The sequence below is a fragment of the Idiomarina piscisalsi genome, from assembly GCF_003987095.1.
Taxonomy (GTDB): Bacteria; Pseudomonadota; Gammaproteobacteria; order Enterobacterales; family Alteromonadaceae; genus Idiomarina; species Idiomarina piscisalsi.
In genome coordinates this window covers 176,234-200,484 of the sequence record NZ_PIQA01000003.1, presented here as the reverse complement: position 1 = coordinate 200,484, position 24,251 = coordinate 176,234, and the positions used below count along the sequence as shown (strand labels likewise).

Annotated in this window: 16 protein-coding genes; 13 read left to right on the top strand and 3 right to left on the bottom strand. The window is 47.8% G+C overall.

Features of this window, described 5'->3' with window-relative positions; genetic code table 11:
- The first annotated feature begins 51 nt into the window (after nt 1–51).
- The 5 genes from CWI73_RS05810 to ung all read left to right on the top strand — a co-directional run bounded on the left by CWI73_RS05810 (nt 52) and on the right by ung (nt 6,742).
- A complete protein-coding gene (locus CWI73_RS05810; RefSeq protein WP_241968845.1) occupies nt 52–1,968 on the top strand; it encodes a DUF1302 domain-containing protein in 1,917 nt (638 codons plus the stop codon).
- A 72-nt stretch (nt 1,969–2,040) separates the two neighbouring features.
- Nucleotides 2,041–4,056, top strand: coding sequence for a S9 family peptidase (locus CWI73_RS05805; RefSeq protein WP_126751935.1), 2,016 nt, complete (start codon nt 2,041–2,043; stop codon nt 4,054–4,056).
- Nucleotides 4,057–4,262: 206 nt separating this feature from the next.
- Nucleotides 4,263–4,982: a glycosyltransferase family 25 protein gene (locus CWI73_RS05800; protein WP_126751934.1), complete on the top strand. Its 720-nt coding sequence runs from the start codon at nt 4,263–4,265 to the stop codon at nt 4,980–4,982.
- A 30-nt stretch (nt 4,983–5,012) separates the two neighbouring features.
- A complete protein-coding gene (locus tag CWI73_RS05795; protein WP_126751933.1) occupies nt 5,013–6,032 on the top strand; it encodes a glycosyltransferase in 1,020 nt (339 codons plus the stop codon).
- A gap of 59 nt (nt 6,033–6,091) precedes the next feature.
- Entirely contained in the window at nt 6,092–6,742 is a 651-nt protein-coding gene (ung, locus tag CWI73_RS05790; RefSeq protein ID WP_126751932.1) for a uracil-DNA glycosylase, read from the top strand.
- 11 nt (nt 6,743–6,753) lie between these two features.
- Here ung and CWI73_RS05785 read toward each other — a convergent pair whose 3' ends face one another.
- The gene (locus tag CWI73_RS05785; RefSeq protein WP_241968844.1) at nt 6,754–7,914 is read right to left on the bottom strand and encodes an endonuclease/exonuclease/phosphatase family protein; all 1,161 of its coding nucleotides are present in this window, start codon (nt 7,912–7,914) and stop codon (nt 6,754–6,756) included.
- Nucleotides 7,915–8,366: 452 nt separating this feature from the next.
- Between CWI73_RS05785 and CWI73_RS05780 the strand changes: the two genes are divergently transcribed.
- Complete coding sequence (locus CWI73_RS05780; protein WP_126751931.1) at nt 8,367–11,513, top strand: TonB-dependent receptor; 3,147 nt, start codon at nt 8,367–8,369, stop codon at nt 11,511–11,513.
- Between the two features lie 177 nt (nt 11,514–11,690).
- Nucleotides 11,691–13,079, top strand: a complete 1,389-nt coding sequence (locus CWI73_RS05775) for a Na+/H+ antiporter NhaC family protein (RefSeq protein WP_126751930.1) — start codon at nt 11,691–11,693, stop codon at nt 13,077–13,079.
- Nucleotides 13,080–13,105: 26 nt separating this feature from the next.
- On the opposite strand, the gene tadA is transcribed toward CWI73_RS05775, so the two are convergent.
- A complete protein-coding gene (tadA, locus tag CWI73_RS05770; protein ID WP_126752044.1) occupies nt 13,106–13,582 on the bottom strand; it encodes a tRNA adenosine(34) deaminase TadA in 477 nt (158 codons plus the stop codon).
- A gap of 92 nt (nt 13,583–13,674) precedes the next feature.
- Between tadA and CWI73_RS05765 the strand changes: the two genes are divergently transcribed.
- The 3 genes from CWI73_RS05765 (at nt 13,675) to CWI73_RS05755 (ending at nt 18,999) form a co-directional block, all read left to right on the top strand.
- Complete coding sequence (locus CWI73_RS05765; RefSeq protein ID WP_126751929.1) at nt 13,675–14,985, top strand: amidohydrolase; 1,311 nt, start codon at nt 13,675–13,677, stop codon at nt 14,983–14,985.
- Between the two features lies 1 nt (nt 14,986).
- Nucleotides 14,987–16,354 carry a membrane-bound lytic murein transglycosylase MltF gene (gene mltF, locus CWI73_RS05760; RefSeq protein WP_126751928.1) on the top strand — a complete coding sequence of 456 codons (1,368 nt, stop codon included), beginning with the start codon at nt 14,987–14,989 and terminating at the stop codon, nt 16,352–16,354.
- Between the two features lie 74 nt (nt 16,355–16,428).
- Nucleotides 16,429–18,999, top strand: a complete 2,571-nt coding sequence (locus CWI73_RS05755) for a zinc-dependent metalloprotease family protein (RefSeq protein ID WP_126751927.1) — start codon at nt 16,429–16,431, stop codon at nt 18,997–18,999.
- On the opposite strand, the gene rfaH is transcribed toward CWI73_RS05755, so the two are convergent.
- Nucleotides 18,992–19,489 (bottom strand): transcription/translation regulatory transformer protein RfaH, encoded by a 498-nt coding sequence (rfaH, locus tag CWI73_RS05750; RefSeq protein ID WP_053954460.1) that lies wholly within the window; start codon nt 19,487–19,489, stop codon nt 18,992–18,994. The two genes, CWI73_RS05755 and rfaH, sit on opposite strands and share 8 nt — an antisense overlap.
- Nucleotides 19,490–19,609: 120 nt before the next feature.
- On the opposite strand from rfaH, the gene CWI73_RS05745 reads away from it, so the two are divergent.
- The 3 genes from CWI73_RS05745 (at nt 19,610) to purL (ending at nt 24,244) form a co-directional block, all read left to right on the top strand.
- Nucleotides 19,610–20,062, top strand: coding sequence for an RDD family protein (locus CWI73_RS05745; RefSeq protein WP_058576027.1), 453 nt, complete (start codon nt 19,610–19,612; stop codon nt 20,060–20,062).
- 70 nt (nt 20,063–20,132) lie between these two features.
- Nucleotides 20,133–20,270: a hypothetical protein gene (locus tag CWI73_RS12505; RefSeq protein ID WP_157980629.1), complete on the top strand. Its 138-nt coding sequence runs from the start codon at nt 20,133–20,135 to the stop codon at nt 20,268–20,270.
- Nucleotides 20,271–20,341: 71 nt separating this feature from the next.
- Nucleotides 20,342–24,244 carry a phosphoribosylformylglycinamidine synthase gene (gene purL, locus CWI73_RS05740; RefSeq protein ID WP_126751926.1) on the top strand — a complete coding sequence of 1,301 codons (3,903 nt, stop codon included), beginning with the start codon at nt 20,342–20,344 and terminating at the stop codon, nt 24,242–24,244.
- Nucleotides 24,245–24,251: the final 7 nt, after the last annotated feature.

Below are 24,251 nucleotides of genomic sequence, written 5' to 3'. Positions count from 1 at the left end.
CATGATTCATCTATAACCGCCAAACAAGTTTAAAGGATTAGGTGGCTCACAATGAAAAGAAGAACAACTATGCTAAAAAAACTTCCTCTGGCTACGGCCATTGCACTGAGCTTTGCGGCTACAGGCCAGGCTGCTGACTTCGAAGTCGGCGACTATGAAATTAAATTCGACTCTATTTTGTCCTACGGTGCGTCATGGCGTATGGAAGATCAGGCCAACCACCTGATTCATCCAGGCAACCGCGCAGGCGGAACCGCAGGCTCAAGTGTCGGTGATGACGGCAACTTGAACTTTGACAAAGGCGACTTAGTATCATCAGTTTTCAAAGGTGTTCACGATTTAAGCATTGACGGCGATAGCCATGGTGCTTTTGTGCGCTTTAACTATTGGTACGACTATGTGATTTCTGAAGAGGAAATGCCTCATGGTCACAGTCCCAATGGCTACTTCCCGAATAAGAAACTAAATGATGATGCTTTTGACGATTATTCGCAGGGGCATGGAGTTGAGTTGCTAGACGCATTTGTTTATGCAAACTTTGATATCGGTGATATGCCTGCAAACGTCCGTGTGGGTCGTCAGGTATTAAGCTGGGGTGAAAGTACCTTCGTTTTCAACGGCATTAACGACATTAACCCGTTAGACGTCAACGCCGCTCGCCGTCCGGGCGCGGAAATTAAAGAAGCGCTATTACCAGTCGGTATGATAAGCACTAACATCGGTTTAACCGACGTAATGAACTTTGAAGCCTTCTATCAATACGAGTGGGATAACACTAAACTGGACGGTTGTGGTACCTACTTCTCAAGCGTTGATATTATTGGTGGTCCCGGTTGTGGTTTGGTGACGCTGAATCCTCAATTGATCCCGGCTGACCCTGTGCAAGGTACACCAGGAGACCCTAATAGTTACTTAAGTGATCGTCAGTCATTTGAAGCAGGAGCTTACATTGGTAGTAACCCAATGTTGGAGGCTTCTGACAGCGGCCAATGGGGCGTAAATTTACGTTACTACTCCATGGACTTAGGTGCTGAATTCGGTGTTTATTATCTGAACTTGCATAACAACACGCCAATTATTTCAGCTTATAATTGGAGTGAAGATCCATCACCTAGCTTGCAAGGTGTTAGCCCTTTGGATCTGAGCTTTTCTTGGTCGACATCAGACGGTTATCCCATCGACGGTCCTAAGTTAGTATTGGAGTACCCTGAAGATACCGAAGTTTACGGTTTAAGCTTCAGTACAAACCTTGGCATGTGGTCAGTGTCTGGTGAATACAGCTACCGCGACGGTATGCCGGTGCAAATTAATACGACGGAAATTTTAACTGCAGGCCTACGACCGAATGCTCCAAGCACTTTTGCTGATCGAGTAACTACAACGCCTTTTGGTGAAAAGGCAAATGGTTATGACCGCTTAGACGTAAGTCAAGCACAAATTAGTTTCGTTCGTTTCTTCGACCGTTTCTTAGGTTCAGATCGTATGACCTTTGTCGGTGAGGTAGCGATGAACAGTGTTCACGACATGCCGGGCATTCAAGAGCAACGTTATGGTCGTCTGCCTTTATTTGGCAAGTGTTTCACGCAAGCGGACATGGATCCATATATTGGAGCAGCTTCTCAAGCTGGGCAGGATCAAGTAGCCGGAGCATTTCAGGCACAAGTAGGTAACTGCGATGGCTTCGTCACTTCAACATCTTGGGGCTATCGCACGCGTTTCCAGTTTGAATACTCAAACGTATGGCAAGGTTGGGGGTTAAATCCAACAGTCCAGTTTAACCATGACGTAAATGGTCATTCGCCAAACAGTAACTTTATTGAAGACCGTAAATCACTGGGTCTTAATTTAATGGCTGACTACCTGTCAACTTATAAAGTGACTCTTGGTTACACTATGTACTCAGACAGTGACTTAGATCCGTTAGCTGACCGTGATTTTGCGTCCGTTAGCTTCTCATACGCGTTCTAATACATTGATTCATGTTTTGAATCGCGATAAAACCGTCTCTATGAGGCGGTTTTTTTATTTGGGGGAACAACAATGAAAAAATGGGTAATAGCGGCAGCGGCGCTGGCAGTATCAAGTGCCTCAATAGCCCAAGAAAAGTTAGAATTAGAAGACGTATTCACTCTGGAGTACGCATCGTCACCGACCATTCATCCAAGTGGTGAGTGGGGCGTATTTGTCCGCCAGTCTATGGACATACAAAACGACCGTAAAGTTGGGCGCTTATGGAGTGTACTACCGGACGGAGATATACGCCCGTTAACCGGTGAACAAGGCAGTGAAAGCCAACCAGTGTGGTCGCCTGACGGCAAGCGTCTAGCCTATGTGTCAACGGAAACCGGTAGCCCTCAAATTCATATCTACTGGGTGGATTCTGGCGAAAGCGCAGCCATTACTCAATTAACGAAAGCGCCGTCAGGACTGAGTTGGTCACCCGATGGAAGCCAAATCGCATTTTCAATGTTTACACCAAAGCCCGAACCTGCTCCGGTAAGCTTGCCGGGAAAACCCGAGGGGGCGAATTGGACAACACCACCGAAATATATCGATAAAGGCAATTACCGTTATGACGGTGGCGGCTATGCAGAAGACGGATATCAGCAAGTTTATGTCGTGCCTGCTACGGGGGGCTCGCCACGTCAATTAACCGAAGACGAGTTCAACCATGGCGGTAACTTGGCCTGGTCGGCTGACGGAAAGCATATTTTCTTTTCGGCTAATCGTCGAGACGACGCATTCCTTAACCCTGTAAATAGTGAAATTTATCAGCTAACTGTTGCTAGCAAAGAGATATCACCAATCACTGACAGAAATGGACCAGACAGTTCACCTAAAGTGTCACCAAACGGCGAGAAAATCGCGTACACCGGTTATGACGATGAAAAAATGAGCTATCAGATTACTAAGCTCTACGTCATGAATACCGATGGTACTGATATGGAAGTGCTAACGCCAGACTTAGATCGCAGCGTTACAGGCTTCGAGTGGGACTCTGACAGCCGTGGTATCTATTTCACTTATGACGACAACGGAGTCGGGCAGCTTGCACGTACGGACTTAAGCGGCGAGCACACGCACTTAACTGACCGTGTGGGCGGCCTTTCCTACAGCCGACCTTATGGTGGAGGCGACTTCAGTGTTGCAAAAGGGGACAAAATTGCTTTTACCATTTCAAACCCAATGCGCCCAGCTGAATTAGCGTTATGGGAAGACGATACTGTCCAACAAGTAACTCGCCTGAATGAGGACGCCTTGGCTCACAAGCAACTCGCAAAAGTAGAAGAAATTCGCTATAAGTCGAGCGTCGATGGTAAAGACTTACAGGGGTGGATTGCGTATCCGCCAAACTTCGATAAAGACAAAAAATACCCATTGATGCTGGAAATTCATGGCGGTCCACATACTAATTATGGTCCGCGTTTTGCCGCTGAAGTTCAGCTCTTTGCAGCTGCCGGTTATGTCGTGCTGTATACCAACCCTCGTGGCAGTACTAGCTATGGGGCTGATTTCGCCAATGGAATTCATCATAACTATCCAAGCGACGACTATAACGATCTCATGGATGGTGTTGATGCTGTGATTGAAAAAGGCTTTATTGACGAAGACGAGTTATTTGTCACAGGCGGTAGTGGCGGCGGTGTACTAACCGCCTGGATAGTGGGACACACTGACCGTTTTAAAGCCGCTGTTGTGGCTAAGCCGGTCATTAATTGGTACAGCTTCGTACTGACTGCAGACATGTATAACTTCTTCTACCAGTATTGGTTCCCGGGTTTACCATGGGAGAATATGGAACATTACATGGAACGCTCGCCAATTAGTTACGTTGGCAATGTGACAACGCCAACCATGCTATTAACCGGTGAGAATGACTACAGGACGCCCATGTCGGAAACCGAACAGTATTATCAGGCGTTGAAATTGAAAGGCGTCGACACTGCTATGGTGCGCATTCAGGACTCAGGTCATGGCATTTATGCAAGACCAAGCAACCTGATGAATAAAGTTGCTTATATCTTACATTGGTTTGAGAAGTATAAAGATAAATAATTCTCTGATGAGAGTTGAAGTCTTCAATTCAAAGCTCACTCTGGGAAATCCAGTAGTGAGCTTTAGTGTTAATTGCTTCATATTTAAAAACAGTGTTTAATAGCGCCATTGTTACTCTGCATAACAGGTCTTGCATTTAATAATATGCGAAACTGAATCAGTAATAAGACTCTTCATCTAAAACGACACACATTAGATAATATTTAATGAAATATAAAACTTTTTTAATTAATTTAGAGCGCTCTCCGCACCGGTTGGCTGATGCAAAAGCACAGCTTGATTCATTGGGTATGCCATTTGAACGTGTTAGTGCTGTTGATGGAACGAAACTAACAGAAGCGGAAAAAGCTTGTTTTGATCAGGGTAAAGCAAAAAAGCGTTATCACTACGATTTAACCTGGGGAGAGATAGGTTGTTACTTAAGTCACATTCGCTGTTGGCAACGAATTGTTGATGAAGAACTCGATTACGCAATCGTACTTGAGGATGATCAAAAGTTAACGCCTGACTTTGCGAAAGTTCATGATGTCTTGGTAAAGCTGGAACGTAATTGGTCTTTTATTAAACTAGGCAATCCATTTAAGCCTCGGAAGGAAACCGAGCTGGAAAAAAAGTTAGGATTTAGCCTGGTAAGCTACGATAAACCTCCTTCTGGAGCTGGAGCTCAAGTAATTAGTTACGAGGCTGCAAAAAAGTTATTGGCAGCTCGCTCTACTTTTTTCAGACCTGTAGATGTTGATTTTCAATGGCACTGGGAAGTACCTATCGAGATTCTAGGTCTGACACCTCATGTTGCGGGCCATAACCTAGGCTTCAATAGTGATATCCAGCAAGTGGAGCAGCGCAAAGAGAAGCAAAAGCGCTTCTGGGTGCGTTTGAAAGAGCATATCGTCTTCTTTTATCACTCAAAATTGCGACATCGTTAGTCTGAAGTCAAAAGGGAATAGGCTGATTAGATGAAAATTGCACATATTATTCTGACTCATAGCTTTGCTGGTAGTGAACGTCATGCGATAGAACTGGCTAATATGCAGGCCGATACAGGCCATGATGTTACGGTTGTTTTGCATAAGCGGGGAACAGAAAATCGAGACAATGCAATTATCCAGCATATTGCCGATAATATTAGTGTTAAGGTTATTGATGGTAGCCGTTTATTCGCAAGTCGCCGTGCTCGTCAAGTTATTAGGGAAATTGAGCCAGACGTTGCCCATGCTCACCTCAGTGCGGCCTGTAAAGCGTTAAAAGGCCTATCAGGAAAGTGTTTAAGGATTGCTACCTTACATATTCACTACAAACCGCAACAACACCGTCACCTTGATGCTCTGATCGCCATTGCACCATGGCAACTGGAAGCTATCCCTTCAGCGCTGAAGAAGAACAGCGCCCAGATTGATAACTGGAGTCAAGCTGTTCCTGCCAGTAAAGATGCTCGTGAACAACTAAGAGCACAGTACGGTATAGCTAATGATGAAATTGTGTTTGGAACCTTAGGAAGAGTTGTTGATAGCAAAGGTCATGAAACTCTCATCGAGGCATTTCATTTAGCAGATGTGCCAAATAGCCGTTTAGTTATTGTTGGCGATGGCAAAAATTGGAAAGCAATACGGGAGAAAGCTGAAAGTAGTATTGTTATGCCCGGCTTTTCAAACAAGCCTCACGATTGGCTTGCTTGTTTTGATGTATTTGTTAGTGCTGCTAAAAGTGAGCCTTTCGGCTTGGTATTTTTAGAAGCTATGCACGCACAACTTCCAATTGTGTCTTCTGCTTCACATGGGGCTCAGTATTTGAAAAGTTACTTTCCTTATCCTCTCAGTGATATTGGGAATGCCGAACAGCTAGCTGAGATAATGCAACAGGCAGCGAAAAATACTAGTCCCGTTGATTATGATATGGAGAGCTTTCATCCTGACGCTAAATGTAATGAGGTCATTCAGTTTTATCAGCAACAGTTGCAGAGAATCAGACAACAATAATAAGTTAAATTTGATAATTATACCTTTTATAAAAAACTAACAGGTAAAGAGTGGAACTTATGCCCTGGAGTGACTTACTCGCCGAAGAAAAGCAAAAGCCGTACTTCAAAGAGTTGTGGCAACGTGTTGAGCAGGCACGTCAGCAGACGGTCGTTTACCCACCTAAGGAAGAGGTGTTCAATGCGTTGAAACTGACCGAGCCCGAGCAGGTGAAAGTGGTTATTTTGGGGCAGGACCCTTATCACGGGCCAGGGCAGGCGCATGGGCTGAGCTTTTCTGTTAAAGAAGGCGTGAAGTTCCCGCCGTCTCTGCGCAATATGTTTAAAGCCATAGCCATAGACTACCCCGATACTGTCTTACCGCAGCATGGTGATTTAACCAGCTGGGCCGAGCAGGGTGTGTTGTTGCTGAATACCGTACTTACGGTAGAGCAGGGAAAAGCGCACAGTCATGCAAGCTGGGGTTGGGAAACCTTCACCGATACCGTTATTAAAAAAGTGTCGGAAGCGACAGAGCATGTCGTGTTTTTATTATGGGGTTCACATGCTCAGAAAAAGATCCCGCTGATTGATGGCACTAAGCATTACATTCTGACCGCGCCACACCCATCGCCCTTATCTGCACATCGTGGCTTTTTTGACGCTAACCACTTCAAAAAAACCAACGATTATCTGCAGCAACACGGACGACAGCCCATTAAATGGGCGTAATGGACGTTTGTTTACTTCACAATATCTATCCACACCAAACGGTGGTCAGAAGAGGCCTCGCGCTTTCGCATCATTTCGGCACCGGGCTCATCGTTAACGGGCCAGAACACACCTGCATTTTTGACAATTAAGTCATCAGACGGTAGGGCATAGTCAACACGTTTGCGCCAAGCCGCTGTGTGAAATTGAGAACCCTCAATATCCGGCGAATGCAATTTACCACCCTCGCTTTGTGGCTTAACGTCGTTGACGCGCGGGTGCTCGAGGAGCTGCTCAATTGCACCGTCAACACCACCTGCGCCTGCTTGTGCATTCATGTCTCCCAGAATTACAAAGCTAGCGTCTTCACCTAGCCCGCCACGAACACCGTTATCGTCATAAAGATAGTTATCGCGACCAGGTGTTAAATAATCAGCAAACAAGCGGATTTCATCATAGTTGCGCATTCCGTTACGGTTCTCAGGACCGTCAAAGACAGGCGGTACCGGGTGCGCCGCTAATAGGTGAATAACACGGTCCCCAATGTTTACCGGCACATCCCAGTGAGATTTCGAGCTCAACGGATACTGAGCCATAGCGTCTTCAGAGAACCAGGGCTCAGACGTTGGCTGCTTGTCTGAGTCATGTACATAAGGAATGTGGCGGCCCGGCATATCTTTCCATAGGAAATGCTGGAAGGTACGCGCGTCCTCAGCTGCCAGAGGGTATTTTGACAAAATAACCATGCCGTATTGACCCGGGTACCAACCAAAAGCCCAAGCGTCGTCACCAGAGCCGCTGGCTTTGCCATCGCGGTTTAAATCAAAAGGCGAAGGCACCCCCGTGTTAACAGGGGCGGTGTAGGCATAAGGATAATCAATAGCTGCCTGGCCGTTTTGAGACACTTCTAAATAATCACTGCGGAAAACATCAATACCTACGGCTTTATCAACGTAGTCAAACTCGTTCAGCAGGACCACATCGGGACGTACGCGTTGAAGTATTTCTGCAATACCACGAATTTGCTCATGGTTTTGCTCCAGAACACCAGGAAGAGGAGAGCTCTTCAGCGTAGGGAGTTCGTTTTCCGGCAAATAATTAGACGCGTCCATACTGACATTAAAGGTTGCAATACGAACTGTTTCTGGGGCGCTTTTGCCAGAACCTGCGAACGCAGAAAGAGAAGTGACCATAAAAAGTACAAATGTTGAGTATATTGAAAACCGCATAAAGCCCATGGGAATGCCTGTTTGAGAAACGCCTAAGACAATTAAGAAGAATAAAGGTTCCCAAAGCGCTAGGCAAGGGCGAATATTTTGATTAAAATATGTCACATATCTGACACATAAATGTCTTAGAAGCGTAATGAATCAAACGGCATACCCAACAGCTCCGACCACCAACCACAGTCTCGAGGCTTATCAAGTCATGAGCTTTCCTGTGATGAATCAGCTGTTATGCCGTGGGGCATCATCGAATAATAAACGAACGTCTTATTTTTCTTCTTTTTATTATTCTCTGTCCTCCTTCTCCAAAGCTTTCGCTTCGTTAATTTTTTCCTTTTTCTTTCACAGAATTGTCACAAATAAGCTATACCCTTATTTGTGCTTAAAAACCCAAAACCAAAACCGGGAAGAACAAAACTATGTTTAACTCTACTTTCAAGCGTACAGCTCTTGCGGCTGCTATTGCTATGGGCCTTAGCGGTGCTGCTATTGCTCAGGAAACATCATCCAGCATTCGTGGTGTTGTAACAACTGAATCAGGCCAAATGGTATCTGGTGCTACCGTCCAAATTCGCGACGAACGAACAGGGAGTGTGAAAACCTTACGTTCAAACGAACAAGGCACATTCTCGTCACGCGGTATGCCAGTAGGTGGCCCATACACTATCGTTGTAGAAGGTCCTGAAGGTAGAAACCAAGTTGTTGAGGATGTCTACCTAACTCTAGGTGACTCTCAGAATGTGAATGTGCGTCTAGAACGTGAAGTTATGGAAACCCTGAGTGTAACAGGAACCATGACCAGTAACGCGCTTTACGGTAGTAATAGTCCAGCGGCTAATTTTAACTTGCAGGACTTAGAAAATGCGCCGTCGGCAAACCGTGACTTGAAAGATGTTGTTCGTATTGACCCGCGTATTTATATTAATGAAACCAACGCCGGCGATATTCAGTGTGGTGGTGCTAACCCGCGTTTTAACAGCTTAACGGTTGACGGCGTTCGTATGAACGACAACTTCGGCTTAAACAGCAGCGGATACCCAACCGAACGTATGCCGTTCTCTTATGATGCTATTGAGCAGGTTGCTGTTGAGTTTGCTCCATTTGATGTTCAGTACGGTGGTTTCACAGCTTGTAATATCAACGCTGTTACCAAAACCGGTGACAATGAGATGTTCGGCGGTGTTTTCTATGACTACACCAATGACTCATTGCAAGGCGACGAGCTAGAAGGCGACAAAATTAACGTTGGTGACTTTAGCGAAAAGCGCTACGGCTTTAACCTGGGTGGCGCAATCCTCGAAGATAAACTGTTTTTCTTCACTTCTTACGAGAAGCTTGAAGGGTCAGATACCTTTGATCGCGGTCCAGAAGGGTCTGGTGCGGCTACTGAAGTTGTGGGTGTAACGAATGCCGATGTAGAGCGAATTGCTACTATTGCTCAGGATATCTATGGGTATAATCCAGGTGGCTTCCCATCAAGCTTGCCTGTTGAAGACGAAAAGTTCTTGGCCAAGTTAGATTGGTATATAAGTGATGCTCATCGTGCGTCATTGACCTACAACTACAATGACGGTTACTCGATTGCTGAATCTGACGGTGATTCCGATGAGCTTGAGTTCTCTAACCACTTCTACGAGCGCGGTTCTAAGTTTACCTCTTATGTCGGTGAGCTATATTCAGACTGGAGTGATAACTTCTCAAGTGAAGTACGTGTTGGTTACTCAGAGCTTGATGCGCGAGTTAACCCTCTTGGCGGAACCGATTTTGGTGAAGTACAAATTGGTGTGAACGATGCAACAGTTTACTTAGGCGCTGACGACTCTCGTCACGCGAACAAACTGAAGTACGATACCACTTTCTTTAAAATGAAAGGTACGTACTTGCTAGGTGACCATGTTATTTCTGCCGGTATCGAGCGTGAAGAGTACGATGTTTTCAACTTGTTCGTACAGGAAGCCGAAGGTGAGTATCGCTTTGGTTCTATCGATGACTTTGAGGCAGGAACACCTTACGCAGCAATTTATGAAAGTGCAGCAGGTACAAACAACCCGCAAGACGCTGCTGCTGAGTTTGCTTATGCAGTGAATACCGCTTATATCCAGGACGAGTATTATTATGCGCCAATGGATATCACGTTCACTTACGGTTTACGTTATGACTGGTACACAAGTGATGACTACCCAACTTACAACCCGTTAAATGAAGAGCTTTATGGTTTCTCAAACCAGCAAAACATGGGCGATCAGGACTTACTGCAGCCGCGTTTTGGCTTTAACTGGTTCGTGAATCCTGATATTGAAGTACGTGGTGGTATTGGGTTGTACTCAGGTGGTAACCCGAACGTTTGGATTTCTAATAACTACTCGAACAACGGTGTGACTCAATACGAAGCATTCCGCGACTTCTCAGGACAGTCATTGTTCGATGTGCCGCATACTGGTGAAGGAAACCCAATTTACGATATTCCTCAGGAAATGTTTGATGAAGTTGCTAATGCAGGTGGCCAAGGTCCGATTAATACAATGGATCCTGACTTCGAACTACCTAAAGAATGGAAATATGCTTTAGGTGCAACTTTCACATTGCCTGATGACTATATTTTGATGGCAGATTTCCTATATACGGATAAGAAAGATGCAGCCGTTATTTATAACTTAGGTCTTGAGCAAGTTGATACAGCGCCGGATGGCCGTCCAATTTTCAATGAAATGTCAACTGACGGTCGTGATCAAGGCGACGACTTTATGCTGACAAATGTGGATGGTGACTCAGGCTCTCAAACTACGTTATCTTTAGCGTTAAACAAGTCGCATGATTTCGGGTTAGATTGGACATTAGGTTACGCTTACAATAAAGCAGAAGACGTTAACCCAATGACTAGCTCAGTGTCGTTCTCAAACTACACTAGCCTGGCAACCGCAAATGCTCAAAACCCAGGTGTGGCAACGTCAAACTATGAAATTCCACATCGCTTTACGTTCAAAGCTAACTACACTAAAGAGTTCTTTGATGGCTATGATACAACCGTTACGCTATTTGCAACTCGCAACAAAGGTCGTCCGTTCTCTTACACGATGACTGACGGTGCGTTTGGTGATATTGCATATCAAGGACGTAGCTTGCTGTATGTTCCTACCGGTATCGATGATCCGAACTTCGCTGTTGGTTCAGACGACGGTACGCCGTTTGCGACTGCTGACTTCTTTGAGTTCTTAGAAGAGTCTGGCTTGAACAAGTACGCTGGTGGTATCGCACCACGCAACGAGTTCAACAGTAAATGGTGGACGAAGGTTGACTTGCGCTTAGAGCAAGAACTGCCTGGCTTCATGGAAGGACATAAAGCTTCAGCATTCTTCGTGATTGAAAACTTAGGCAACATGATTAACGACGACTGGGGTGTGCTTTATGAAGCAAGCTTCCCTCGAGCAGTCACTATTGCTGACGTTGAGATCAATGATGCTGGTCAATACCAGTACAACTCATTCCGTGATGTGAGCAACGTACAAGCTCGTGCGGGCGCACCGTCACTATGGTCTGTCCGTTTAGGTGTTGAATACAAGTTCTAATTGGACTTACTGTAGCCTGACGTTATTACGTCAGGAACAATGCTCAAAACCGTACCTGATGCAATAGCATCAGGCTACGGATCAGGATAAGAGCAAACGAATAAACCGCCGCTGGTATTGCCCGCGGCGGTTTATTATTTTAACCTCCCTATATCAAACACAAACGAACGTACCCACATGGAACTGAGCTGGACGAGCCTTTTACCTTCCCTGCTGGCAATTGTCTTTGCCATTGTTACCCGAAAAGTGTTGTTAGCCCTTATTGGCGGCATTATTCTGGCGAATGTTCTACTGTTCTGGCCTGCTCCGGCAAATATTGCTTATGGCACGCTCGACAGTACCTGGGAAACACTTATTGACCCGGGCAACATGTTGGTGTGGTTTTTCACGCTGGGCATTGGCGCACTATTTGGCGTACTTGAAAAAGGCGGGACTTTTAAGCAATTCGTATTGAAGCTCGAGCGTAAGCAGTGGATAGAAAGCAAGCGCCGAGCGCGTTTTATGACCTGGTTTCTCGGTGTCATTGTTTTTATTGAGTCCAACGTGACTATCATGATTTCAGGCACTACCTCGCGGCCTATTTATGATCGACTGGGCATTTCTCGCGAAAAACTTGCCTACATTGTCGACTCAACCTGCGCAGCCATTTGTATTCTTATTCCGCTGAACGCTTGGGGAGCATTTAACTTAACGCTTATTTCAAAGCAGGGCGTTGATCAGCCACTCATGGTGTTTATTCAGTCTATCGCATTTAATTTCTATGCCATATTTGCGGTTTTGCTGGCGTTGTTCGTGGCCTTATTCGACTGGAATATTGGTCCTATGAAAGCGTTTGAGAAAAATGCCGTGCCCGATCAAGTCTCTAAAAATCCCTGGGGGGATGGCCCTGACGAAACAGCGACTTTCGGCAAAGGTACCACAGTGGTACTGACCAGCCTTATTTCCTTAGTCGTTATGGTACCGGTTATGTTGCTGATAACCGGGAACGGCGTCTTGGTCGAAGGTGACGGTACGCTGAGTGTCTTTATCGCCATATATATAGCGTTGGGCATTGCGAGTATCGGTACCTTGCTGACGCAGTCGGTCAACATTAAAGATATCGTCGAGTACATACTAAAAGGTGCCTGGAATATTTTGCCGTTGGCTGTCATTTTATGGTTGTCGATAGCGCTTGGCGGGCTGACACGCGACTTGGGCACAGGTGAGTTCCTGGCGTCTGTTCTGGACGGTTCGGTGGCGCTATGGATGTTGTTACCGCTTATTTTTGTGCTGTCGGCAATTACCGGTTTTTCCATAGGCTCAAGCTGGGGCACTTTTGCCATAATGTTGCCGTTGGCTATTCCTTTGGCAATGACACTTGGTTTGCCACCCGCGCCGTTTATTGCTGCCGCCATTTCGGGAGGTATTTTCGGCGACCACGCATCGCCGATATCGGATACCACCATTATTGCGTCTATGGCCTCAGGCGTTGAGCATATCGATCACGTCAGGACGCAATTGCCGTACGCTTTAATTGCAGGTGTTGGCGCGACTCTGGCTTATGCGGCAACCGGGCTACTGATGTAGTCCGGGTTTTATTTAGTGCGAGTCGGCTAAGAACTGGCTGGCTTGGTCGACGACTTGCGGCGTGCCCGGAAAAAACGCCGCAAAATGTCGCCACATTCGTCCGCCAAGACGCCGCTTTCAACCTCTACTTTGTGATTCATCGACGCATGGTTCAGCACTTCAATAGCGGTGCCGGTAGCCCCGGTTCGCGGGTCGCTGGCGCCAAACACTAAGCGCTTAACCCGAGCATGAGTAATGAGCCCGGCGCACATGGCACAGGGTTCTAGGGTGACGTACAGAGTGGAGTCGACTAACCGATAGTTTTCAATAGACTGCCCAGCGGCACGAATGGCTTGTGCTTCTGCATGGGCGGACGGGTCAGATAGGCTAATAACCTGATTATAGCCCTCGCCAATAATCTCGTCGTTTAGCACCAGCACCGCACCAACCGGTACTTCGTCCGCTTGTTGCGCTTTTTCGGCAAGCTCTAATGCTCGCTGCATATAAATTTCATCGGTTGTCATGGCGGCGATTTTAGCGCAGGATATTAGCCAGTACCAGAACAACAATTCCTCCCGGTTTAACGAGTTCAATTTGGGAGCACAGGAGAGCATTTATGAAAAAGCTTGCTATCAGTTTACTGTTGGCCAGTAGTGCCACTTTGGGAGCCTTTGCCTTTCCCGGTCAGGCTATGGCGCAGCAGTCGCCAGTGACTGTCGGCAATGACTTAGAGCAGCAAGTCATTGAGTGGCGCCGTCATATCCATGCGAATCCAGAGCTCAGTAACCGGGAGTTTGAAACTGCCAAAATGGTGGAAAAACATTTACGATCATTGGGTATGGAAGTGGCGACAGGCGTTGCTCATACCGGTGTCGTTGGGCTGTTAAAAGGTAGCAAACCAGGACCCACTATCGCACTCCGTGCCGACATGGACGCTTTGCCGGTAACTGAAAAAACCGATGTGCCGTTCAAGTCAACAGTTACCTCTGAATACCGGGGCAAAGAGGTTGGCGTTATGCATGCCTGTGGTCACGATACTCACGTTGCTATGCTCATGGGCGCAGCGACCAAACTGGCAGAAATGAAAGACCAGTTGGAAGGTAACGTTATGTTTATCTTCCAGCCAGCAGAAGAAGGCGCACCAGAAGGTGAAGAAGGCGGTGCGGAGCTCATGCTAAAAGAAGGTTTATTTGGTGATCTTATTGCTGAAAACAAACCGGAGAAAGTGTTCGGAATTCACGTTTGGGCTGGCTTTCCGACCGGTCATGTGGGTTATCGTAAGGGGCCATTAATGGCTTCGTCTGATAAATTTGAAATTACTGTTAAAGGTAAACAAACTCATGGCTCAACTCCATGGGGCGGTGTTGATCCAATCGTAACTTCTGCGCAAATCATCAATAACGCACAGACTATTATTAGTCGCCAAACGAACATTACCAAAGCACCAGCGGTTCTCTCCTTTGGCATTGTTGAAGGCGGTGTTCGTAACAACATTATTCCCGACGATGTGACGCTTATTGGTACTATCCGTAACTTCGACATGGACATTCGCAGTGATATTCACGCGAAGTTAAAGCACACTGCTGAGAAAACAGCGGAGGCTAATGGCGCAGAAGCTCATGTACATGTTGATTTAGGCTATCCGGTAACGAGTAATGATGACGACCTCGTAGAGCAGATGCTTCCGGTAACTAAAGCTGTAGCTGGCGCAGACAAAGTCAAAGAAGTGCCTTTAGTGACAGGAGCGGAAGACTTCTCTTACTACGCACTGGAAGTACCCGGTATGTTTGTCTTCTTGGGAGTAACACCACCTGAGCGAGACATGAGCAAAGAGCCCAGCAACCATTCGCCCTACTTTTATGCGGACGAAGATGCGCTTAAAACAGGTACGGAGCTTTACGTGAATTGGGCGCTGGAATCACTCTAATATGCCGAAGTCTGCAGTTTATTTTTTAGTAACTTTGTTTCTGGCCGTCACAACATTGACGGCCTGTACCCCACAAACCCGACCAGATGCTATGACGGTTGTGCAGGAGCGTCAGGTACTTCGAGTTGGAACCTTGATGAATCCAACCAGTTATTATTTCGACCATGATCGGGAGCAGGGCTTTGAGTATGATTTAGCGAAACGCTTTGCTGATCGTTTAGGCGTCGAACTGGAAATGGTGCCGCGGTTCGACATAAATGACTTATTTACTATGTTGCGACGCGGGGAAGTCGATATTGTAGCTGCGGGTATCGATAGAACGTCGACGCGGGCACAGTTGTTTCGTTTTAGTCCCCCTTACGACGTTATTAGCCAAAAAGTAGTGTTCAAACAGGGAGCTCGTCAGCGTCCGCGAGACTTACAACAAATTACTGACGGTGAAATTGTTGTGGTCGAAGGTAGTTCACACCACGAGTTTCTGAAAAGCTTAGGGAACAGTATCCCTACGCTAAAGTGGCGTGCAACGTCAGACCATGATGCCGTTGAATTATTACGCATGGTTATCAATGAAGAAATCGATTACACCATTACGGACAGCACGGCGCTAGATATTCAGCGGCGCTTTCATCCGGATTTGAGCGTGGCCTTTACGGTTAAACATGATCAGGATATTGGCTGGGCATTACCACAAAGCAATGATGATTCTCTGTATGCAGCCGTCATCGAGTACTTTGGGGAAATTCGTAGTAGTGGACGGTTAGCGCACATTAAAGAGCAGCATTTTGGGCACGTAAAACAATTTAACTATGTAACGACCAGTCTATTTATAGAGGCAGTAGATGCCATATTGCCTAAATACAAAGAATTATTTAAAGAGCATTCCGGGACTCTTGATTGGCGTTTACTGGCGGCTATTTCTTATCAAGAGTCTTTGTGGAACCCGCGGGCGGTGTCACCAACCGGCGTGCGTGGCATGATGATGCTGACACTACCGACAGCAAAAGCCATGGGCGTGAGAAGCAGGCTTAATGCAGAGCAGAGTATCCGCGGTGGCGCACGTTATTTAGAGCGTATGTTAGAGCGGGTGCCTGATCGAATTCCTCAGCCAGACCGTACCTGGTTTGCATTAGCGGCGTATAATATTGGCTTCGGGCATTTGGAAGATGCACGCATTCTGACCGAAAAGCAGGGCGGCAATCCAGACCGCTGGGTCGACGTGAAAAAGCGCTTGCCTTTATTGCGCCAGAAGCAATTTTATCGACAAACACGGTTTGGCTTCGCGCGCGGCGACGAGCCTGTCACTTACGTTGGTAACATTCGCCGCTTTTACGACACCCTTAAGTATTTAGACGAGCAGGGTAGGTTGTGATGACTAAACCTACCTCGGTGTGGCTGTAGCCTGACGTTACTTACGTCAGGTGCGATATTAAAAGGGTCAATAACATGAAAAAAATAGCTGCTGCCGTACTCGTCGCTCTAACACCAATATTTACCTGGGCTCAAAGCCTGGGAGACGCGATTCAACTCGACGTCAACGACGAAACCATTGAAGCGACCCTCGCAGAGCGGCTTTCTTCACAAAGCAGCTACCGTCTGACCTTTGAAACGGCCAGTGGTGATACCCAGCACCTCGGTTTTATGCACCGACGAGGTGACAACCAGCTCATTTCAATCACTCACCCAAAAGCGGGCTCCGTGATTATTCGCACGGTAAAGGGAAAAACGGTAGTAGAAACCACCAGCTTACCGCCGGCAGAGCCTAAACAACCTCGAATTGAGAGAAAGACTCCAACGAGCGTGAAGGCACAAGCTCTGCCTCAGAAGTCTTACTCCATCAAAAAATCGGCCGCTCCAGCGGATGAAGTTCAGTTATTTGATAACTCACTCGATGTTTTGTTTATCTATGATGACCGGTTGTTAGGGTACGCCGAGGAGAACAATTACGATTTAGAGCTGGCTGTCCAAAGTGCGGTAGATACAAGTAACCAGATATTTGAGCGATCAAACCTTCCTATCTCTATGACTGTGGCTGGCTTGGAGCCTTTCAGACCGGAGAGCACAACCGACTTTCCTAATGAAACCCCGGATACCATACTGGATGAGCTTATCGATGATCAGCGGGTAATAAGACTGATAGATCGCTACAAAGCTGACGTGGTGCATTTTGTCGGTGCTGAAAACCCCGACCTATGTGGTATTGCGTTCAGGGCGTCCGACTTTAACACCAGTGATAACCGAGTGAACTTTGTCAGTGGCGGCTCAAATGCTGGCTATACCGCTATAGATTGCATGGGGAGCGGCACCGTTGCCCATGAAGTCGGGCACAATTTTGGCTTAAAACACGATCGTTATACTTTAGCTGATAACTCGAGTGGTGGGGACGGCAAACAGTTTGATAATCATATCCCTTATGGCTACATTGAAGGCGAGGGTCGCTTTTTCACAACTATGTCATACGGCTCGGTTTGCCGCAGTGAATTTAGCTCTGGTGAATGTTTCAGTGAAGCCGCATTTTCAAGCCCGGACCTCGTCGACATCAACTATGGCTTACCGTTAGGAAAAGCCGAGTCTGAAATTGACGCCGCCAATGCCAGCTTAGCCGCCCAGCGCAGCAGCGTTATTTGGTCGAACAATAGCTCAAGAACTAATGTGGCGGGTATGCAAGTCACTCGTTCAGAAAATGATGAGGTAACACTTACCTGGCCGAGAGTTGAGGGTGCGGACAACTACGCCATTTACTCTAATGCGTGTGAAGAACTGTCAGAGATATTCCAACAGCAGCTCTTAGACACAGCGTCTAGTCAGGCAGTTAACACCAATGGTGCTGTGACGCCAGCAGGTGGTGGTTTTGACAATCTGTGTGTTATCGCCATTGATCAGCTCAATCCTGACGCGGCCCGCTGGCGCTTTGTTAGCAATGCCAGCTTTAGTGGTGACTACACCGACGCATCAGCGAACTACCTCTTATTGAATAATAATGTTCTCAGCCTGGTTGAAGCCGGTGATCAGGCACAGGTTACGATTGAGCTTTCTGATGAAACCACTGACAACTCTGCCATTCAGTTTGCGCTTCCGGTAACGGCCAGTGGCACCGCCGTCAGTCAGCAAGTCGGCATCGACAATGCGGCTGAATGGTTCAGCTGGGAAGTAACCGGCTCAGGTACTACTCGAACAATGACAGTAACCCTTAAACAGTCACTGGCTGATATTAGTGCCGGCCTGGACAAAGACAATGTTCACAACCCATATCATCTGCCGTTAAAAGTAGTGAATACTGAGGCACCGGACTTCTCCGTTTCCAGCGGTTTATGGATTGATCCTGACAGCATGACAGGTGGTGCCGCACAAGCATTTGTCAGCCAGGGTGAACGTGTTGGAGAGGTTATGACGCTGGACTCTGCGATTAGCGTTTATAATGTACCGGAGGACGTTGCTATTACGGTGGACGACACCGACGGCGTTATTCAAAACTTTACCGCAGCAGAAGTTGAGCCGGCCGTTGAAGGCGAGCGTCATATTCAATTAACTGGTGAAACACCGGCCGTCGACCAGGCGTTGTCCGTACCGCTACAAGTGAACTTTAGCGACGGTAGTGGCAGCATTAACGTGTCTTTGACAGTGGAACCAAGAGCCATTGCGCCCACTATACGAAGCTTCCGAGCAAGCAATACTATCGCTGGACAAACTGTGTCGCTAACTGCAACGGTGACTGATGCTGACGGAAACTTAGATGCATCCAGCATTGAGGTAGTTAGGCTAAACAGTGACGGTAGTGAAACCAGTGTTTCTAACGTCAATTATGAAGGTGATACTGCCTCCGCGTCATTAGGTAGTCTGTCAACCGGCGATTATGAATACCGACTGACAGCGAGTGATACAGAAGGTAACAGCGAAACAGCAACAACCAGCTTTACTGTCACTGAAGCTTCGTCAGGAAGTAGCGGCGGTAATGCTGCCTGGTTACTGCTGTTGGTTCCAATAGCTTGGTTGGTGCGACGCAAAAGCGTTACTTAAACTGAAGCTCTTTGTAACTGAAGTTGGCTTTAACTTCTTTTTGCATCCACTCGAGCATGACGAAGCATCGTGACTCGCCGTCAAGCTGAACAATTTTGGCAAGGAAGCCACGGAACGGCCCTTGCTGAATTTCGACGCTATCACCCACTTTCGGGGCCTGTTCATCTGTCAGCTCGTCAACGCCTTTCATTTCGTCGACCCACTGCTGTGGAATTTTGGGAATATTGTTACCAAACCTCAATACGCCAGCCACACCATAGGTACTGCGTATTTTATAAAACTGCTCGATAATATCGTCTAGCTTCACAAATAAATAATTCGGGAACATAGGCTCAACAACAGACGTGCGCACGCCGCGGCGAATTTTTTTCACCGTTAACTTAGGCGCAAATACTTCAAAACCCTGATTTTCAAGATTTAATGCAGCGCGTTCTTCCTGTTTAGGTTTCGTCCGAATAACGTACCAAACATCACTGTCGAGCTCGTTCATAACACACCCTTTCCTTTGTTGGCGGCGGATCTTTCCATATTAGCCTATACGACGCAAGCGTATTGACTTGAGCGTTCACTTAAGGCATCTTAACGCAAAATTAACAACAAGGAGCAACAAATGGAATTTAATCACGGCGGTTTCTGGCTGCGCTTGGCGGCAGCTATTATCGACACCATTATTACGCAGCTAGGTTTAACTATTATTGGCGTTATTATCGGAATTTTCGTCGGCATTTTCATGGGCGCGGCAGGCTCACCCATGGGTGATATTGAAATGGTGGCTGGCGGCATTGGTTACGCTATCGGCATTATTGGCCAATGGCTATATTTCACTATTTTCGAAATCTCCGGTTGGATGGCGACACCAGGCAAGAAAATTCTGGGCTTACAAGTCACCGACCTGAATGGCCAGCAAATTGGCTTCGGCCGCGCCAATGGCCGTTATTGGGGGAAAATTGTGTCTGCACTTATCTTGATGATTGGTTTCATCATGATTGCCTTCACCGATAAAAAGCAAGGTTTACATGACATCATGGCGGGTACCTTAGTTATTAAGAAACCGTCTGCATAAAATTATTGCAAAAAACTGGGGCGGCAAGGTAAGCTGAAAAGGTCTTTCAACGCAATAAAGGCCTAAGTCTATGCGAGCCAACCGCCTCAGACGCGAAAACAACTCCCGCCGCCGTGCCGTCATTCGCAAGCGCCGCCAGCGCATCATTGAACGCCGTGAAAAATGGTTCCGCATTGTTCAAAAAGAAGGCCGACCTAAGGTCGAGTAACGAGGTGCAACCCCCGGTATTTTACTGTATAATCCGCCAGCAAAAATCGCCCAGCTTTGGAGACCTTGCTTGTGGAAATCTACCGCGGTGCACCAGCCTTATCAGCCTTTAAAACAACGAAGCAACTCGAGCAACTGAAACAAGCCGGTTTACCGGTTGAAGAGCTCTACGCCGAGTATCAACACTTTGTTGATTTGCATAATGACCTAACTGAAGAGCATCGCTCGGTCCTGGTGCAACTGCTTAAATATGGCCCGGAACTACCGGCGCATGAGCCAGAAGGCGCACTTATTCTGGTTACTCCGCGTATAGGCACTATCTCTCCGTGGGCTTCAAAAGCCACTGACATTGCCCACAACTGCGGTTTAAAAAGCATACACAGAGTCGAGCGCGGCACAGCGTACTACCTAAAAGGCGATTTATCGGCGGCAGAATTAAAACAAGCCGCAGCACTGTTGCACGACCGCATGACTGAAAGTGTGCTGTACGACATGGATGACGCATCCCAATTATTCCGCACCCAAGAACCGCAACCGCTGTCATCAGTGGATATTTTAGCGGGCGGTCGCGAAGCCTTAGCGCAAGCCAACATCGGTTTGGGCCTGGCATTAGCCGACGACGAAATTGATTACCTTGTCGAGAATTTTGAAAAGCTTGAGCGTAACCCAAACGACATCGAGCTTTATATGTTTGCTCAGGCAAACTCAGAGCATTGCCGTCACAAAATTTTCAATGCCGACTGGACTATCGACGGTAAAGAACAGCCGAAATCGCTGTTCAAAATGATTAAAAACACCTTTGAAACGACACCGGACTACGTACTGTCAGCATACAAAGACAATGCTGCGGTTATGGAAGGTCACGAAGCCGGTCGCTTTTATCCGCAACCGGACAGCATGAGCTATGGCTATAGCCACGAACCGGTGCACATTCTCATGAAAGTGGAAACGCACAACCACCCAACGGCTATTTCTCCTTACCCCGGGGCCGCGACAGGCTCTGGTGGTGAAATTCGTGACGAGGGCGCTACCGGCGTGGGCTCGAAACCTAAAGCAGGGCTTGTTGGTTTTAGTGTTTCTAACCTGAACATTCCGGGTTTCAAGCAGCCGTGGGAAGAAAACTACGGTAAGCCGGCGCGTATTGTCTCTGCGTTAGATATCATGCTGGAAGGCCCGCTGGGCGGGGCTGCGTTCAACAACGAATTTGGTCGTCCGGCTTTAACTGGTTATTTCCGTACCTACGAACAAACCGTCGACAGCCATAATGGTCGGGAAATGCGCGGGTACCACAAGCCCATCATGATAGCCGGTGGTATGGGTAACATCCGTGAAACGCACGTCCAAAAAGGCGACATTCCGGTAGGTGCGAAGTTAGTTGTGCTAGGCGGCCCGGCAATGAACATTGGCTTGGGCGGTGGCGCAGCCTCTTCAATGGCATCAGGTGAGTCGACCGAAGACTTAGACTTTGCTTCTGTTCAACGTGAAAATCCGGAAATGGAACGCCGTTGCCAGGAAGTGATTGATCGCTGCTGGCAGCTAGGCGCCGAAAACCCTATCGCGTTTATTCATGATGTGGGCGCTGGTGGTTTGTCGAACGCTATGCCGGAACTCGTCAGCGACGGTGGTCGTGGCGGTAAGTTTGAGCTGCGTGACATTCCGAATGACGAACCGGGTATGACGCCACTGGAAATTTGGTGTAACGAGTCGCAAGAGCGCTACGTTATTGCCATTGCGCCGGAAAACCTTGCGCGTTTTGAAGCTATTTGTGAACGTGAACGTGCTGAGTACGCGGTCATTGGCGAAGCTACCGAAGAGCTTACAGTGCTGCTCAATGACGCTAAGTTTTCAAATCAACCTATCGACCTGTCGCTGGATATTCTACTCGGCAAGCCGCCGAAAATGCATCGCGACGTCGAGACTAAACAAGCTAACGGTGTCGATTTGCACTTAGAAGGTGTCGATATTAATGACGCTGCAGACCGCTTATTGCGATTACCGGCTATTGCTGAGAAAACCTTCTTAATTACCATTGGTGACCGCAGTGTTACTGGCTTGGTCGCTCGTGACCAAATGGTAGGCCCCTGGCAAATTCCGGTAGCGGATGTTGCGGTAACCGCCGCGAGTTATGACAGCTATCACGGTGAAGCCATGGCCATGGGCGAACGCACACCGCTGGCTTTATTGAACTTTGGCGCTTCAGCACGTATGGCGGTGGCTGAATCACTAACAAATATTGCTGCGGCTGACATCGGCGACTTGAAACGCATTAAGTTGTCGGCGAACTGGATGTCAGCAGCGGGTCACCCGGGTGAGGACGCCGGGCTATACGAAGCGGTAAAAGCGGTGGGTGAAGAGTTGTGTCCTGAACTGGGCATTACCATTCCGGTGGGTAAAGACTCCATGTCGATGAAAACCCAGTGGCAGGAAGACGGCGAAGACAAGGCCGTTACAGCACCGTTAAGCTTAATTATTACAGCCTTTGGCCGCGTTAATGATATTCGCGCAACATTAACGCCGCAGTTGCGCACCGACAAAGGTCAGTCGCATCTGGTGCTTATTGATTTAGGTCGTGGAAAGAACCGTCTGGGTGGCTCGGCATTGGCGCAAGTTTATCAGCAACTGGGTAAAGAGACGCCAGATCTCGACGACACTGATTTATTCAAAGCGTTTTTCAACACCACGCAGCAGTTGGTGACCGAAGGGCGTTTACTGGCTTACCACGACCGCTCCGACGGCGGTTTGTTTGGCACTGTGGCTGAAATGGCATTTGCCGGTAATTGTGGTGTGAATGTCACTCTCGACGAGCTGAGCTCTGATGACTCAAGTACGGATAACCTGGCGGCGCTCTTTAACGAAGAGCTGGGCGCGGTTATTCAAGTGAGCGACGAGCAGTATCAAAACGTCATGGATGCCTATGCAGCAGCCGGTTTAGGCGACTGTGTAAAACGCATTGGTGAGCCAACCAATGAAGACGCAATTGTCTTTACCCGCGATGGTCAGAAAGTACTGGCACAAAGTCGCACGCATTGGCGCACGGTGTGGGCTGAGACCACGCATCAAATGCAGCGTCTGCGTGACAACCCTGTGTGTGCCGATGAAGAGTTCCGTCTGAAACAGCGTGCTGATAACCCCGGGTTACAGGCTGATTTAACCTTCGATCCTTCTGAAGACATTGCGGCGCCTTATATTGCCAAAGGTGTGGCGCCTAAAGTGGCGATTCTGCGCGAGCAGGGTGTGAACTCGCATTATGAAATGGCGGCTGCTTTTGACCGTGCCGGTTTCGAAGCGGTAGATGTTCATATGAGTGACATTTTAGCCGGTCGCGTGTCGTTAGAAGACATGCAAGCGCTGGCAGCTTGCGGCGGCTTCTCATACGGTGACGTGTTAGGCGCCGGTGAGGGGTGGGCAAAGTCTATTCTGTTTAATGACCGTGCTCGCGAACAGTTTGAAGCCTTCTTTGGGCGTAACGACACGCTAGCGCTGGGCGTATGTAACGGCTGCCAAATGTTGTCGACGTTAAAGTCACTCATTCCGGGTACCGACCACTGGCCACGCTTTGTAACCAACCGCAGCGAACGTTTTGAAGCGCGCTTCAGCTTGGTGGAAGTACAAAAATCTGCGTCGGTGTTCCTTGGTGACATGGCCGGTTCTCGTATGCCAATTGCCGTGTCACACGGTGAAGGGCGCGCCGAGTTTGCTAATGCACAGCAACAAAGCCAGTTAGAGCAAAACGCTCAAGTTGCACTGCGTTACATCGACAACTGGGGCGAAGTGGCCGAGCAATATCCGGCAAACCCGAATGGGTCACCACAAGGTATCACCGCAGTCACCAGCGAAGACGGTCGCGTTACCGCAATGATGCCGCACCCTGAACGGGTCTTCCGTACCGTCGCTAACAGCTGGCACCCCGACGAGTGGGGCGAAGACAGCCCATGGATGCGCATGTTCCGCAACGCCCGCAAACACCTCGGTTAAGGAGTGC